The organism is Comamonas sp. B21-038 (assembly GCF_022387135.1).
In the GTDB taxonomy this organism is placed as follows: Bacteria; Pseudomonadota; Gammaproteobacteria; order Burkholderiales; family Burkholderiaceae_C; genus Comamonas; species Comamonas sediminis.
The window spans coordinates 2,620,608-2,634,111 of sequence record NZ_CP092462.1; the positions used below are offsets into that span (position 1 = coordinate 2,620,608).

The 13,504-nt window shown below is 58.8% G+C and carries 19 protein-coding genes; 2 read left to right on the forward strand and 17 right to left on the reverse strand.

The annotated features are described in order from the left end of the window. Positions 1–39: 39 nt before the first annotated feature. The 7 genes from MJ205_RS11920 to MJ205_RS11945 form a co-directional block, all read right to left on the reverse strand. Positions 40–2,034: a phage major capsid protein gene (locus MJ205_RS11920; RefSeq protein WP_239808672.1), complete on the reverse strand. Its 1,995-nt coding sequence runs from the start codon at positions 2,032–2,034 to the stop codon at positions 40–42. 9 nt (positions 2,035–2,043) lie between these two features. Further along, a complete protein-coding gene (locus MJ205_RS11925; RefSeq protein ID WP_239808673.1) occupies positions 2,044–3,744 on the reverse strand; it encodes a terminase large subunit in 1,701 nt (566 codons plus the stop codon). Beyond that, entirely contained in the window at positions 3,737–4,213 is a 477-nt protein-coding gene (locus MJ205_RS11930) for a phage terminase small subunit P27 family (protein ID WP_239808674.1), read from the reverse strand. The genes MJ205_RS11925 and MJ205_RS11930 overlap by 8 nt, the downstream gene beginning before the upstream one ends. Before the next feature lie 209 nt (positions 4,214–4,422). After that, on the reverse strand, positions 4,423–4,785 hold the full coding sequence (locus MJ205_RS11935; RefSeq protein ID WP_239808675.1) for an HNH endonuclease: 363 nt from the start codon (positions 4,783–4,785) through the stop codon (positions 4,423–4,425). 9 nt (positions 4,786–4,794) lie between these two features. Beyond that, entirely contained in the window at positions 4,795–5,013 is a 219-nt protein-coding gene (locus MJ205_RS11940; protein ID WP_239808676.1) for a hypothetical protein, read from the reverse strand. A 12-nt stretch (positions 5,014–5,025) separates the two neighbouring features. Further along, positions 5,026–5,199 carry a DUF2158 domain-containing protein gene (locus MJ205_RS23780; RefSeq protein WP_446715025.1) on the reverse strand — a complete coding sequence of 58 codons (174 nt, stop codon included), beginning with the start codon at positions 5,197–5,199 and terminating at the stop codon, positions 5,026–5,028. A 285-nt stretch (positions 5,200–5,484) separates the two neighbouring features. Next, positions 5,485–5,724, reverse strand: a complete 240-nt coding sequence (locus tag MJ205_RS11945) for a hypothetical protein (protein ID WP_239808677.1) — start codon at positions 5,722–5,724, stop codon at positions 5,485–5,487. A gap of 36 nt (positions 5,725–5,760) precedes the next feature. On the opposite strand from MJ205_RS11945, the gene MJ205_RS11950 reads away from it, so the two are divergent. Further along, positions 5,761–6,150: a Rap1a/Tai family immunity protein gene (locus MJ205_RS11950; RefSeq protein ID WP_239808678.1), complete on the forward strand. Its 390-nt coding sequence runs from the start codon at positions 5,761–5,763 to the stop codon at positions 6,148–6,150. A 115-nt stretch (positions 6,151–6,265) separates the two neighbouring features. Here MJ205_RS11950 and MJ205_RS11955 read toward each other — a convergent pair whose 3' ends face one another. The 10 genes from MJ205_RS11955 to MJ205_RS11995 all read right to left on the reverse strand — a co-directional run bounded on the left by MJ205_RS11955 (position 6,266) and on the right by MJ205_RS11995 (position 12,988). Continuing rightward, complete coding sequence (locus MJ205_RS11955; RefSeq protein ID WP_239808679.1) at positions 6,266–6,454, reverse strand: hypothetical protein; 189 nt, start codon at positions 6,452–6,454, stop codon at positions 6,266–6,268. Positions 6,455–6,535: 81 nt separating this feature from the next. Beyond that, positions 6,536–6,796 (reverse strand): hypothetical protein, encoded by a 261-nt coding sequence (locus MJ205_RS11960; protein WP_239808680.1) that lies wholly within the window; start codon positions 6,794–6,796, stop codon positions 6,536–6,538. A 721-nt stretch (positions 6,797–7,517) separates the two neighbouring features. Beyond that, positions 7,518–7,961 (reverse strand): hypothetical protein, encoded by a 444-nt coding sequence (locus tag MJ205_RS11965; RefSeq protein ID WP_239808681.1) that lies wholly within the window; start codon positions 7,959–7,961, stop codon positions 7,518–7,520. Position 7,962: 1 nt separating this feature from the next. Continuing rightward, complete coding sequence (locus MJ205_RS11970) at positions 7,963–8,388, reverse strand: hypothetical protein (RefSeq protein ID WP_239808682.1); 426 nt, start codon at positions 8,386–8,388, stop codon at positions 7,963–7,965. Positions 8,389–8,751: 363 nt separating this feature from the next. Beyond that, entirely contained in the window at positions 8,752–8,967 is a 216-nt protein-coding gene (locus MJ205_RS11975) for a hypothetical protein (protein ID WP_239808683.1), read from the reverse strand. Next, entirely contained in the window at positions 8,964–9,869 is a 906-nt protein-coding gene (locus tag MJ205_RS11980) for a toprim domain-containing protein (protein ID WP_239808684.1), read from the reverse strand. The genes MJ205_RS11975 and MJ205_RS11980 overlap by 4 nt, the downstream gene beginning before the upstream one ends. Beyond that, complete coding sequence (locus MJ205_RS11985) at positions 9,866–11,413, reverse strand: DEAD/DEAH box helicase (RefSeq protein WP_239808685.1); 1,548 nt, start codon at positions 11,411–11,413, stop codon at positions 9,866–9,868. The genes MJ205_RS11980 and MJ205_RS11985 overlap by 4 nt, the downstream gene beginning before the upstream one ends. Then, positions 11,410–12,345 (reverse strand): hypothetical protein, encoded by a 936-nt coding sequence (locus MJ205_RS11990; protein ID WP_239808686.1) that lies wholly within the window; start codon positions 12,343–12,345, stop codon positions 11,410–11,412. Before MJ205_RS11990 ends, MJ205_RS11985 begins: the two co-directional genes overlap by 4 nt. Further along, on the reverse strand, positions 12,342–12,473 hold the full coding sequence (locus MJ205_RS23685) for a hypothetical protein (protein ID WP_256460928.1): 132 nt from the start codon (positions 12,471–12,473) through the stop codon (positions 12,342–12,344). Before MJ205_RS23685 ends, MJ205_RS11990 begins: the two co-directional genes overlap by 4 nt. Next, positions 12,470–12,988, reverse strand: coding sequence for a hypothetical protein (locus tag MJ205_RS11995; RefSeq protein WP_239808687.1), 519 nt, complete (start codon positions 12,986–12,988; stop codon positions 12,470–12,472). Before MJ205_RS11995 ends, MJ205_RS23685 begins: the two co-directional genes overlap by 4 nt. 69 nt (positions 12,989–13,057) lie before the next feature. On the opposite strand from MJ205_RS11995, the gene MJ205_RS12000 reads away from it, so the two are divergent. Further along, on the forward strand, positions 13,058–13,276 hold the full coding sequence (locus tag MJ205_RS12000) for a hypothetical protein (RefSeq protein WP_239808688.1): 219 nt from the start codon (positions 13,058–13,060) through the stop codon (positions 13,274–13,276). Positions 13,277–13,504 lie beyond the last annotated feature (228 nt).

A 13,504-nucleotide genomic window follows, 5' to 3' on the forward strand; every position in this document is an offset into this window, starting at 1 on the left:
AAGAAACCCCCTATTGCCTGACCCCTGAGTTATGGCGCCTTATGGCGTTTCAGGCTGGCCCCACTTCACGCCGGTCAGCACCTGCACAGCGCCTGGGCGGCGCTTGGACCAGTTCAGCTCACGCTCTGCGCGGAATGCAACAGAGTTGGTCTGGAACATGGACACCAGTTCAGCAGGCGTTGGGGTCGTGCTGTCATGCGCTGGGTCGGTCTTCATCTCCAGCGATGCCTCGGTGGACATATCGACTTGGAAGCCGCCTTCGTCCGCGAAATACACGTCCTGGGCGTTGATCAGCGCCACCACACCCACAGGGGCGTAGTCGGAGACGATGGCAGGGAGGCCCTCGAAAATGCCACCGGTCATGGTCATGTCGGGGAATTCGCGGCCACCCAGCGCATTGCGCATCAGCGTCAGCGCCATGGCCGTCTCGCTACGCATCACCCACACACCAGCCGAAGGCACGTTGCCATCAGCCAGGAAGGCCGCAAAGACCTTCTGCACATCGGTGCGCACATCGGCAGCATCGTTGCCGCTGGAGGCAATGCCCGTCACGCCATTGGTGACAGAGGCAGGCGACACGCCAGCAACTGCACCCTTGGTAGGCAGCAGGAAGTCGGTATCCATGCGCGATGCCAGGGCTGCAACCAGTTGATCGCGGATCATGGTGTCGGCTGGCAGACTGGCGCGCTTGAGCAGTTGATCGGTGATCACTGCGATGTTCGCCACCTTCAGGCGGGTCAGGGTTGCCGAACCGTAGCTGAACTTGGTCAGCGGCTTGGCCTTGCCCTCACCCACCCAGTAGCCCTCACCGCCAGAGGTCTGGCCGATCAGGGGCACATCGAATGGAACAGTTCGCAGGGCAGGAATGCCACCCGTGCCGAACTTGCCCAGCACGGTTGCAGGGCGCAAGAATTCCACGAAGTCACCGATCACACCACCTGGGGCAATCAGGTTGCCGCCCCACTCGGGAACACCGGTGCTGGCAGCCGGTACAGCCGCTTTCACCAGGTCGATCACGCGGGGGTCGATGGCACCCTTCTGGCCTTCTGCAAGCTGCAGCGCGTAATGGGGGATGCCCTTGGACTGGTGCAGGATACGGATGTACTGCGCCATGGCCAGTCCCTTTTCGGCATGGTTGTGCTTCACAGTGATGTGAGGCTGGCCAGCACCAGGGGTGCGCGAAGCTGCTGCATCAGCAGTATTGCCACCGGCGACAGGCTTGGCGCTCTTGGCCAGGTCCTTGGCCATCACCTGCAGATCTTCCAGCTCGGTATCGATCGCCGAAATCTCCGCATTCAGCGTGGTAAAGCGCTCGCGCTCGTCGGCGTCCTTGGTGCGGCCTTCGTCTGCGGCCTTGGTCTGGATAGACAGGCGCTCTGCTGCCAGTTCTTTGCGCTTGTCTTCCAGCGCCTTGATTTGATCTTGTACGTTCACGTTGTTGCCTCTCTGTGTTTGGGCGTAAAAAAACCCGCTTGGTGCGGGCTGCTTCTGGGTTCCCGAAACGCCGGGAGGTGCTTTGAACTTGTCAGGCGGTGTGCCAGACGCGGCGCGCTGTGACAGGTCCAGAGATTTGATGGCGGTAATGGTCGCCTCGGAGTTGGCCGGGATCGTGACGGCTGACAGCTCATGCCAATCCCAGCGCGTAAAGTGGATGCCGCCCGAGTCAAGGAAGGCATATTCCAGCGCGCGAAAGCCGATGGACAGGCCCCGCACCAGGCCGGACTTGATCGAGGCCCAGGCCTCATTCAAGCGCGCAACCATCTGGCTGGGCATGTCCGCAGTGGGCAGCGCCAGCTTGGCCTTGATCTCAATCCCCTCTGCCGTCACTTTGGCCGTCACGACTTGGCCAATAGGCTGGCTGCTGTCGTGCTGCCACAGCAGCGGGATCGGTAGCTTGAACTGCGCTCCCTGGGGGTCAACAATGTCCCCGTCCCGGTCGCTGCCAATGGTCGAGGCAATGCCCGTGATTTCCCGGGCATCCTCATCCACCGACTTGACGCGCATGACGCCATAAATACGATCTGGCTGATTCATAAACATTCCTCAGATGAAAAAGACTCCGTAGTTCTTTTCCGGTTCAGGCGGTAGGAGGATGCGCCCCACGCCCATGATCAGGGACACTGCCCCGTCAATCTTGTTGTCATTGCCCTGCTTGATGGGTCTCACAATGTCGTCATTGCCAGGCAGGTACTTACCAATGACGTTTGAGATGCACCAGGTCAGGATCGGATTGCCGTCATGGTGGAACCGCCCAGACGCAATAGCCGCCTCGATTTCCTTCATCGGGTCGGACATATTCATGTAGTTCTGGGTGATGGTGATGGGCGTGAGCCCTTCGTCATCCAGGTGGTGCCCCAAGTTGGTCGCTCCATGCGGATCCAGCGGAGCGCACTGCACGGGGTTGAGGCGGTTGGCCTCCTTGGCCTCCTCCAGAATCTCCCGGTAGTCGATCTCTGCACCATCGGTAGGGATCATCAATCCTGCATTCATCCACTTTTGATAGCGCTCGGCCATACGCCGGTTGTCCATGTTGGCAATCGTGTCCTCGGGAACCCAGAACTTGGGAGCGACCGAGTAGTAATGCCGCTTGCCTGCAATGTCCCGCCAGAAAAGCCGCGCCATGCTGTTCATGTCCAGCTTGCGCGCCAGGTCGAATGCCAGCACACAAGACTGACCCTCGAACTGCTCCAGGGTCAGGGAGGTGTCTTTCGCCGCCTCCCACTGGGCCATATTGAAGAAACCCGCCTTTGCCGTCACCCACACGCCCAGATGCTTGGTCTTGAAGGTGTTGGTAAAGCGGGCCTGCTGTATGCCCCGGCGCTGCTGGCTCTCCAGGTACTCCTGATAGACCGACACGCCCATGTTCGGGTTGGCCTTGGCCAGCACCAGGGGAGATTTCCAATCGTCGCCTTCGTCAATGGTGAAGATCCACCCGAACAATTCATCATTCGGGACGGTTCCCTCCAGCATTTCGATCACTTCGCGGCGCTTGTCGTAGCACGGGCCCTCAATGTCGTAGCCTGCTGTCGTGATCATGAACATCAGCGGCTGTTTGCGCGCCCCCATGCCGGTCAGCATTGTGGTGTACAGCGCGTCAGAATCGTGTTCATGGTACTCATCCACGATGGCGCATGATGGGCTCGCACCGTCGCCAGGATCGCCAATGATCGGCTCGAACCGGCTGCCGTCGGCTGGCTTGTTCAGATTTGAAGCGTTTACCTCGATTCCCGCAGCCTCGACCAGCATCGGAGAGCGCTTGACCATCAGCCGGGCAGGCCGGAACACTTCCCAGGCCTGCTTTTCCGTGGTGGCACCTGAGTAGACCTCTGCGCCGAATTCGCCATCAGCGGCAAACATAGACAGGCCCACGCCAGCAGCAATCACGCTCTTGCCGTTCTTGCGGTTGACCTCCCAATAGCTCTCTCGGAAGCGGCGCATGCCGTCCTTCTTGCGCCTCCAGCCGAAGGTGCAAGCTATGCCGAACTTCTGCCAGGGCTCCAGGGTCACAAGCTGCCGCTTGAATGCCCATTCCCCCTTGGTGTGGGGAAGCAACTCGATAAAGGCGATTTTCTTGGCCGCTTCCTTCTCATCGAAGTAGTACGGGTAATCATCGCCCTTGCTGGCTTCCAGGTTGTCGAAATGTCGCTGGCAGGCCTGAACCACATAGCGGCAGGCCGGAAACTTCCCGGCGATAACGTCCTTGGCCCACTTGTGCGCCAGCTCAATTGCGGGTTGTTTAGCCATTGATCAACTCGGCAAACGGGTTGCCGCCTCCCTCTGGTGGCTTGCCGATCAGGCGTTGACGGCTGGAAGGGTCCAGGCCCAGCATGCTGCCGTAGGTGGCCATCATTGCCGCCGCTTCCTTCAAAACCGTAGCTGCCGGGTTCTTGACCACCCCGCCAGTCGCTCCAGCGACCGTCACTCCGTTGTTCTTGATCTCTTCCTGCGCCATGCGGAATTGGTCATAGGCGTTGCAGTAGACCTCCAGGTTCTGAATGTCAGTTGCCGCAAGCACACGCTCACGGCACAGCAGCGGGCAGACCGTGTCCCATAGCGCCCGACCGTTGTCGCCCATCCAGAACGGGCATTCCACTGTCACGACCAGACCGAAATCAGGCTCATTGGTGTTCAATGCACGCTTGCCGGGGTTTCCCGCAAGCTGTTTCTTGGCCGTTGGTTTTGGGCGCCGGCCTGACCGCGTTGTTCCAGGCATAGCCCCTCCCCGGTTAAATCTCATATTTCGCGGGCGTAGAAATGTGACGAACAGGTCGGTTTACGGTCGGATCGCCCCCGACCTGACCTACTCCCCCCCCCCGTGTATGTCTGCCGGCTCACTTCGTTGAAGATGGCGCGTCACGCCTTTCACAGCCTCCACACGCGAACGAATGCATCCGGTCCATACCAAGGTAGCCACAGCCCTCTCTAACCTCTCCTGCCCCGCTTGATCGCTCTAAGCCGCTCCGCCTTGCTCTTCGCCTCATGGCATGAGAGGCATAACCCTTGAACATTGCTTTCAATGTCTTCTCCCCCTTCCGAGAGAGGGATGATGTGATCGCGCTCAGTGGCCTCTGCCACACTCCCTTGCCGGGAGCACTCGGCACACAGTGGCTCGGCGCTAAACAATCTTTCCCTCAGTCGTTGGAGTGTTCTGCCGGTGATCCGCTTTGTCGCATCTGACCTCTTCTCCCATTTGGGCTTCGGGTGTGCCGGGCATCTACCGCTACCATCAACCGAGAGCGCTTTGCATCCGGGCTGGGTGCAAGGCTTAGGCAGCTTCCTTGGCATCTCATCTCCTCAATCCTGCAGGTCCCATCCCTCTTGGGTCCGAGCAACTGCATCTACCTGGCGCAGCTGCCGAAACAGCCGGTTGCGCACACAGTAGGTGCAGACCATTGCGGGTGCGCAGCCGCCGCCGTGCGGCCTACACGTCTTGTCATACCGGCCCGGCTTGCCTCGCTCTGCATATCCCTTGCGGTGTTCTTTACCGGAGGCGATTGCTTTGTCCAGGCTCATGTCCGCCTCCTGTCAGCGCGCCCCATAGCAGGTCAGCAGCGCTAAATCAAAGGTGTGCTTGCCTGTAGTACCGTCGCCAGCATCCCACCAGCACGTCACCTGATCCCCTGCTACATCCATCACGGTCATCTCCGGTCCACCGGATGCGAGCTGCACGCGGTTTCCAGGCCAGACCTTGGCCAACATAGGTGGGCGCTGCAACTTCACAAGGTCAGAAGCGAGGAATGCTCCGCTGCTCAGGCCCGTGCGACCATTGCTTGGGGCTGTCAAGGCTTACCCCCAAGGAACACAGCAGAGAGTGCAGCGAGCACTAAGCTCAGGCCACCGAGTACGGTCCGCTGGGAAGGCGTAATGTTGTGGGCTACACAGATCATCGTGATCAAGCCGAAATACTGAACTGCGCTCATGGCTCTCTCCAAAATGAATGAGGCCAGCGCAATGGCTGGCTCCTGAATAGTTCGCCTCATCGGACTACCCGGACGGGCTGAGGATTGCCGCTCGCTCTTCAAGCACCCCTTGAGCTTGGCTCGGGTCCTTGTCGAAATCCAGACCACCATTGGTCAGCGCAACGATGTGGTCCAGCTGAGTCGCCAGGCTTACTCGCCCCTCGCGCTCACACATCACACACAAAGGGTTGGCCGCGAAGTGGCGATCCCTGAAGCGCAGCAGCCATCGGCCGCGTTTTCGCTCTGGCACAAGATGATTTGCCATATAGAATTTCCAGAACTACCACCCCCAGGAGCCAGCTTGTTCCGCTACATCGCGCTTTCTCTAGCCCTCTTAATTCAAGGGCCTGCGCTCGCCAACCGAGCGTCCATCCCCTTCTCAGGCTATGAACTAGCAGAGGCTTTAGCTGAACTTCAAAAGGTAAATAAGGGGGTCGCGGCAGATCAATTTCAAGCTGGAGCAGCTTTCGGATACATGAGAGCAATGGCCGATGAACTTACAGCCCATGGCAGGATCTGCGTTCCAAAATCACGCACTTTGCTAGATCTTGCTGACGTTGTTTCCCGAGATCTGCGCTCTCGGCCGCAAGACCACTCCAAGAGTCTTTCTGCAAATGTTTTTGTTCTTCTAGCGCTGCATAAAGAATTCCCATGTGACGCTAAAGGACAGCCGGCCACAAAGCGGAATTGACGGCACCCCGATACATTTCAATTTGTGCGAGTGCGAGCCTTCTGTACTGGAGTCTGAGTCTTGAGGGTTGCCAGTCTGCTACTGGTGTGAGTCTGTAGCCTGGGCTTGAGTGTCTTCAATCCCATTCTGCTCGCCTCGTCGCTGCGCCTTGGTATCCCAGCAGCTTGCGGTCGAACATCACAACCCAAGCAGCGCGCCTGGCTCCCACTGGACGCCGGTACAGCCATCTGCATGCTGTCAAGACGAAGGCGCTGAATCGAGCAGCCAACACCGTGCGCTCATGCAGATACTGCTGGTCGGTCATCGCTCTCTCCTATCGGGTCGCAGGGGCTAGGCTCCAAGTGTGTAGGTCGCGTGTGCGGAGAGCCTGCCCTGCGGTAACTGGTTAGCGCTTGATCTCGGCCCCGATCTGGATTGCAAAGTGAGGCTCATCACCTCGAATGCTCTGCATGAAACCCATGATCCAATGGCCAAGTGAAATGAAATGCCCCATAGGGCCCCACTTCGTGGCAACCATCGGACCCATTGAGTCCACGTCACCAATCCAACAAGGCACGCCATACATAGCGCCCTCATTGGTGAACCCTTGAGCGAGCGCCTCGCGCGCCGTCATGTAGTCGATCAGCCTTGCAATTCGCTCTTTCATTCGCTTGCTCCAAAAGAAAAGCCAGCACTTGGCTGGCCTTGGAATAGTTGCTGTGCCCGGACTCGAACCGGGGAAGCACACACGCATTGGCTCCATTCGCCCCGTGCATCCTCTTGATATGGTCACCCTTCCACTCGGGCACACAGCGTAAATGTCACCACATCAGACAACCCTCATGGGCTGGGGTTGCTGTTTGCTTCTTCAAGCACTGGGAAACTCTCAGTAGGAGATGCCGCACCTTCATACCGCTCGGGTGCGGGCCGCGCTTGCTGCAGCTGACATGAAAAAGCCCCGCACTTGGCGAGGCTGGGTAGATGTTGGCTACAGCGCGGGATCTATGCCTGCGGAAAAAATCCTCGGTAAATCCATCGCACAACGTACTTAAAAATGAGTGGCCCCAAGACTGAGGAAACTAACACCAAGAGAAATTTTGACCACTCAGGACTCTCCTCAAAACTGTATGCGTCACTAATAGCAAAACCAATCAGTACCAGCAATGAAAGAATGCCAAAGACCCATACCACATGGTAAAGGCGCCACACTCCGAGTTCAAAGTTCTGTCTTGTCATGCAGCAAATGTAACACCTTGTCGCACACCGGTGCCGCGTAAATGGATGCTCAGGCAGAAACAAAAAGCGCCCCTGTTGGAGCGCTCAATCACTGAGCTTTAAAGACACCGCCGCCTCCTTCCAGGGATGCCGCGATTCTTGTGCGTCTGCGCTCAATCGATGGGTAGGACGATACCACATCCATAGTGGGTAAACAAGCCCCCGCGAACTATTTTTGCAGCGACCTGCACAATGGCTTCATTTCTTGATGCGCAGACCTCAGATTGCAGCCGCTCACCGGCCCGTTGCGCAATGCACCGAAAGCGCACTCCGTCTCGCTGGAAGTGCATGACGGTCCAACCCTGAGCTGACAACCTGCGCACCACATGATTGGCGTTGATGGGGTTGTGCGCCGGCCGGATCTGGTTGCGGCGCCACTCGTTGCTGACTTCCTCACGGCTGGGCCTACCCTTGAGATAGATCATCTTTTGGCAAATCGGGCACACGCTGTAGAGCAGTGACTCATCCCGGCAAATCTTGAAGCCGGGGTGCATGCACTGTTCGAGGATGTGCTCATTCACCAGCATCTCTTCAATGGATGGGTAAGGCCCTTGCATTTCACACCCCCTTGGTCAGCAGCATGTTGCGGCTGTCGGTGAGCAGTCGGCCCAGCTCCACCAGACTTGTCCCGATGACCTGGCACGCCTTCTTCGGTGTCATCCAGGGCTTCACATAAACCCAGTTCAGAACGCCGCGATGCTGCAGAGGCAGATGGATCACAGCAGCATGAATCTTGGCGGCGTCCAGGTGGTCAATCCGCTCGCCAGTCTCGATGCGCGCCTGTGCGCTGTCCTTCGGCTCTGGGGGCACCATGCGGAACATCGGCGAGACCTGGCGAGCCACGGAGCCATGGCACCAGCGCCCCCAGTTGACCAGGCGAGCATCGATTTGCCGGTGTTCCGCTGGCACCGCGTTGAAGTCCACATAGCCCCGGGCGCTGCGGCGCGCTGGGGTGGATAGTGCTGCTGTCTCTGCAAAGTTCATTGTTTGGCCTTCCATCTGATCAAAATTCGTTTCGGTTCAAAAATGAGCCGTTGTGCCCATCGCCGCGGCGCAAATTGCTTAATTGCCTCTCCTATCTTTTAGAAGTGGCTCCAGCCAATAGCCCCCCTACCCCCAAGGGGCGGGAGACTCTCCAGCATGTATCCGTTCTTTCCATGGGTATCGGCTCTCTTTCCCCACAGTCCCCAGGTAGAACGGCCCCGAAGGTCAGCCAGCACCTGCCGAGAGTCTGGAATTGCACCTAAGACCTCGGTAGCGGTTTTTTGAAGGGGTCGCTGCCCTTGTCTTTCTTGTCCTGCTGGCCGATACAAGCCCAATACATTTGCGCGGGACCCACGCTTGCACTCACGGCACTGCTGAGGGCTGTTTACGTGCGGGTTCGGTCCCGGCATTGAGCAGGCACATCTGACACAAGGAGCGGCCCATAGGCGTAGGCGAAGTAATCCAGCCCGGGCGGCTTTGTTTAATCCCGCCAGTGCTCCAGAGGCGGCATGTGGTGTCCGAGCCGAACCACAGGTGGGCCATCGACTTCGACTTGCGTTCGTTGAACAGGTAGATCATTTGCGGCGCACCTCCATCAGCAGCTGTGCCACGGCAAACAAGCCAGCGCGCAGATGCAAGTCGTTGGCGTCCTCGCCAAGAACAGGGCTCATGCAGTACGGCAGGCCGGTATGAACCGCCGCCAGTTCACCAGGGCCTCGGGCCTCGAAGGGCTCGCCGCGGTCGCGCTTCTCGCGCTCGGGCTTGGTGGTTTCATCGTGATCGGCGAACACGAATGCCCTACCCTTCATCAGGCGTGCAACGTGCTCCAGGTTGTGGGCGCTGAAACAGACGATCACTGCGGCAGACAGGCCCACGGAGCGCGCTGCGCTCGCAATCGAGAGGCCGGTGGCGTAGCCTTCGCAGAGGATCGACTCGCGGCCTGTGCCAATGCGGAACACGGCGCCCTTGGCGCGCATCCCGGGCTGCATCTTCTTTTCAAACTTGCGCTCGTCTTCCAACCAGCGGATGGTCTGGACCCCGCTCACGTTGCCAGTCTGGAAGTCACGCATGGGCACCAATAACGCACCGTCCTCAGCGATCAAGCCTTTTGCCTCTGGGAAGCCTTTGCGATGCAAGTACGCGTGCTGATCTGGCTTAGTCGCCTTCATCAGCTCCTGTGCGCGTATCGAGGCCTTCGCATAGTTCTGCTCCTGGGAGGCCTGCGCGGCATTCTTGCGCTGGCGCCATGCGGCCTTCTCTTCCTCCGTCCATGGCTTCGCGTTGGAATCGCTGTACCACTGCACCCGCGCTTCTGCGGACCAGTTGAACACCCAGCCCCGCTCACCATCCCAGAAGTAGGCGCCGTTGCTTGATTTGGGCTTGTCCACAGTTCCGCAGCGCTGCACCTTGTCTCGGGCACAGAACTTTGTCGGGTTGATGTCCACTCCATGGGCCCGGGCGAATGTGATGAAGTCGCTCATGATTTGCGCGCCTTCACGAATGCCAGGTCCATGCTTTTGATCTTGTTGCGCACGTTTGCGGTGACCTCAGCGCTGGGCGTGCTGTCAAAGTCCCATGTGCTGGGTGGCTGCTGGCCCGTGATCTTCTGGAACAGGTGCCAGGCGCGGCCGCGCTGTTTGCTGGGCAGGCTGTGAGCGCGAGCGTAGGCACACAACTGCGCCCACAAGTGGCGCTGATCGTCTGCCAGCTTCTTCTTGCCCAGCATCACCACTTCTTCCATGACCCCTGCTACAGCTTCCTGCAGCACCGGCTCATTTCTCTCAAATCCGCAGGACATGCAGCGCTTGTGGAAGGGCTTGTAGCCACACGAGGGGCAGCCTTTGGCCTCTCGATCTTCGTCGTCGTGACGGACCTTCTTATCCAGTTTTTCGCCCATATCCAGAGCTTCCAGGCCGTGGAAATAGACCTCTGAAAAGTCTTCTGCAAAGCGCGTGATGTTGCCGCTGTGGTCAAGCAGGATGCAATCCTTTTTGCCTGTCTCCGGCGATGCGCGCAAGCCGCGCCCCCACATCTGGATTGCCGTGGATAGAGATTTACGCAGCGGTCGGCAGTCCACCACGCAGCCCACATCGCGCACGTCAAAGCCCTTGGCCAACGCTTCCACGCTGATCAAAACTCGTAGCGTTGCGTCTGGCTTCTTGAATTCAGCCCGCAGCATCTCCCGCTCAACCTCTGTTGTCTCGCTGGTGAAAACTGCGGCCATCACTCCGGCGTCAACAAATTGCCTGGCCAATTCCTTGCAGTGGTTGATAGTGGCGCCAAAGACGATGGTCTTGCGATGCTGGCCGTGGGCAATCCACTCTTTGACTACATCGCCGACGATCTGCATGCCCCGCTCTTCCGCGGCAGAATCGGTCCACTCGCCCCCTGAGGTAGCGGCGCCATTCATATCAGCACGCTTGCAAGAGAGCACGCGCATAGGCACCAGTACGCCCGACTGCGTGAGGTCGTGCATAGTGGTAGCGTTGATCAAGTTCGTGAAGAGCTTGCCCAGGCCGGGTGAGAACGGCGTTGCGGACAGGCCAATGCAAGCCGCCTTGGTTTGGTTCACGAATTCCGTCCAGACCTTCAGCTGCGTGTGCGCCTCATCGATGATGATTACATCCGCTTCGGGCCAGTAGCCACGTTTGGCGATGGTCTGCGCGCTGGCGATCTGGTAAGGCATATCGACCGCTCGGCGCCAGTGATTTGCCTGGACAACTCCGTGCGCGGACAGCCCATACTCGTCTGCTGCTTCGCTGGTCTGATTGATCAAAGTGGTGCGATCACAGACGAACACAACCTTCTTGTGCTTCACCAGTGCCTCATGGGCAATGCGGTGGCCCAGGTAGGTTTTACCTGCACCGGTGGGAGCCATGATCAACTGGTTCTTGTGGCCTTCGCGGAAGCCCTGGCGGAGGGCATCGTGAGCTGCCTGCTGGAACGGGCGCGGTGGTGGGAATGAGGTGTTAGCGTACCGTGGGGCATCGTCAAACAGTCGCTGCATCATTGCGTAAGCGGTCATGCTGCCCCCTTCTTCAAGCGATCGACCTGCCGCTGCAAGCTCTTGCAAAGCTTGATGGCTTCGTTCTTTTCGTTCATCAACCCCTGCAGACGACTCTCTAGGACAGAGTTGATGCCGTTGAGGCGCTTGACCTCTGCATATGCCGCTGCAAGCTTGTCGTCCGCCAGGAGCAAGGCATTGAACGCAGCTTGGTCTGCCGCCTCCTGCATCTGAGCGGCTCGGATTTCCTCGTCGCTGGGGCCGTCGTATTCGGGAATGTCTTGTGCCAAGGTGCGGTCCACGGCTGCCTTGGCCTGAATCAATTCCGCCTTGGACATCTCAGCCAGCGAGGGGCCGGCAGCCTTGCGTGCTGCCTCGACTTTTTCCTGGGGTGAGGCCTTCGACTTGATTTCAGACAGGGGCTTGTCAATTGCGGCAGCCTGCTCTGCCTCGGGCAATTGCGCGATTGCCGCAGCCTTGGGCAGGCCGATCGCACCCGACTTCACCGCCTCCACCACTGCAGGGGATCCCTTGGCTTGCACTGCCTGGGCCTGCACAATCGTGTTGCGATGCACTCCAGCAATGCCCGCCATTTCGCTGGCTGTCTTAACTGCACATTCAGTGTGCAGTTTGGGTTTTCCTGCAGGCGCCCATGCATAAACCGCTGTAGTGGCCATAGCCAATTGCGCCTGCGTCACATGCCTGCGGGCTTTGTTCTGCGCCAGCACGAAGTCCCGAGGGTCAACACTATCTGCCAGCTCGACGCTTGGGCAAGACATGACTGCCTCATGCGCTGCGCGGTAGCGGTTCCACCCATCCAGGACCATCCCCTCAAACAAGGTGATAGGGTTTTGGACGCCGATCTCCTCGATGCTGGCCTTTAAGGTCTGAAACTCCTCATCGCTCATTGCTGGAAATGCGGCGGAGAGGGGATGCTGCTGGTACTGATTCATGCCTGTGCTTCGGTATATTCCTTGATCCATTTCGCGTGCTCCAGCTGCTCACGCAGCCCGGCAGCGATGCGCTCTGCCTCAGCCAACTCAGCTTCGAGTTGCTCGACAGTCTTCGCGGGAGTGGTCATGCCGACTCCATCCCTGCAGCGCGGCAGATATTGCGGCGCAAGCGCAGCAGCAGCTCGACCTCGGCCATGATCTGGGCCGACATTTCCTCGGCTTCGCGGGGGCTGATCGACAGGTCATCAGTGACCTTCATCCCCAGCGCTGTGAGCGATCCGCCCTCCACGTTCAGCTGCAGCAGCTTTTGCCTGATGGCGCTGACCTCGCAGGCCCAGCCACCCTCTGGAGCTGGCGGCAGCTCCATGGAGACCATGCCAAAGCGGTGACTCAGGGCCTTGAGCCAGTCCAAAGGTTTGGATCCGGTCTTCTCCTGCATCCACTCGGTCAGCAGCTCCAGCATTTCGAGGTTGATAAATTCCGAATCGATGCCGCGCAGCCGAGCGCGCAAAGTCTCTGGATGTATCGAACGACCGCGGCGCTCGGTAAGGAAGCGGGCTGCATCCACAACGCCGCCTGAGGTGCTGCGGACCGTGTTGTAGACAACATCGCGCCAGTCGGTTTGAGAGAGGTGGCAAGTCATTTTTCTATCCCTTGAAAGTGAGTTCATTTCAGGCTGGCGGGCCTGGCTTTGATTTCAGATACTGGCTGCATGAAAATGCAAAACACCTCCGCCACCGCCCGCCGCCAACCCTTGCTTGGTAAGCAGGTACACAGCAGCACCCAAACCCGATTCGCCCAAAACGTCGATGCATCCGGCCACTCCACCCGCACTCTGCAAACTTCTTGCTTGGAGTTGAACTGGGTGAGCGGTGAGCTTCTGATCCGGTTTTCGGGCTCGACCATAGAGTTGGCGAAGGTTGGGGCCTAAGCGGTGGCTCGCTGGCTTGCCGCAGGCTTCGAGCGGCGCGCGACATGAGTGCGCCAAAGTGCGGCCTGTACCCGGTCAACCAACCTTGGCGTCAGCACCTCGGGCCATTGAGAAATCGCCTGAGACTTAATGCCCATGGCCTTGGCGGCGGAACTAACTGAACCGCCGAGGAGTTGGATTGCGTCATGCTTGTTCATATGCGACCGCATGTTAGCACTCTTACTAGCA

Coding starts and splice junctions, on each gene's coding strand:
- MJ205_RS11920 (WP_239808672.1), bottom strand. CDS start 2,034: ATGAATCAGCCAGATCGTATTTATGGCGTCATGCGCGTCAAGTCGGTG.
- MJ205_RS11925 (WP_239808673.1), bottom strand. CDS start 3,744: ATGGCTAAACAACCCGCAATTGAGCTGGCGCACAAGTGGGCCAAGGAC.
- MJ205_RS11930 (WP_239808674.1), bottom strand. CDS start 4,213: ATGCCTGGAACAACGCGGTCAGGCCGGCGCCCAAAACCAACGGCCAAG.
- MJ205_RS11935 (WP_239808675.1), bottom strand. CDS start 4,785: ATGCCAAGGAAGCTGCCTAAGCCTTGCACCCAGCCCGGATGCAAAGCG.
- MJ205_RS11940 (WP_239808676.1), bottom strand. CDS start 5,013: ATGAGCCTGGACAAAGCAATCGCCTCCGGTAAAGAACACCGCAAGGGA.
- MJ205_RS23780 (WP_446715025.1), bottom strand. CDS start 5,199: ATGTTGGCCAAGGTCTGGCCTGGAAACCGCGTGCAGCTCGCATCCGGT.
- MJ205_RS11945 (WP_239808677.1), bottom strand. CDS start 5,724: ATGGCAAATCATCTTGTGCCAGAGCGAAAACGCGGCCGATGGCTGCTG.
- MJ205_RS11955 (WP_239808679.1), bottom strand. CDS start 6,454: ATGACCGACCAGCAGTATCTGCATGAGCGCACGGTGTTGGCTGCTCGA.
- MJ205_RS11960 (WP_239808680.1), bottom strand. CDS start 6,796: ATGAAAGAGCGAATTGCAAGGCTGATCGACTACATGACGGCGCGCGAG.
- MJ205_RS11965 (WP_239808681.1), bottom strand. CDS start 7,961: ATGCAAGGGCCTTACCCATCCATTGAAGAGATGCTGGTGAATGAGCAC.
- MJ205_RS11970 (WP_239808682.1), bottom strand. CDS start 8,388: ATGAACTTTGCAGAGACAGCAGCACTATCCACCCCAGCGCGCCGCAGC.
- MJ205_RS11975 (WP_239808683.1), bottom strand. CDS start 8,967: ATGATCTACCTGTTCAACGAACGCAAGTCGAAGTCGATGGCCCACCTG.
- MJ205_RS11980 (WP_239808684.1), bottom strand. CDS start 9,869: ATGAGCGACTTCATCACATTCGCCCGGGCCCATGGAGTGGACATCAAC.
- MJ205_RS11985 (WP_239808685.1), bottom strand. CDS start 11,413: ATGACCGCTTACGCAATGATGCAGCGACTGTTTGACGATGCCCCACGG.
- MJ205_RS11990 (WP_239808686.1), bottom strand. CDS start 12,345: ATGAATCAGTACCAGCAGCATCCCCTCTCCGCCGCATTTCCAGCAATG.
- MJ205_RS23685 (WP_256460928.1), bottom strand. CDS start 12,473: ATGACCACTCCCGCGAAGACTGTCGAGCAACTCGAAGCTGAGTTGGCT.
- MJ205_RS11995 (WP_239808687.1), bottom strand. CDS start 12,988: ATGACTTGCCACCTCTCTCAAACCGACTGGCGCGATGTTGTCTACAAC.
- MJ205_RS12000 (WP_239808688.1), top strand. CDS start 13,058: ATGAAAATGCAAAACACCTCCGCCACCGCCCGCCGCCAACCCTTGCTT.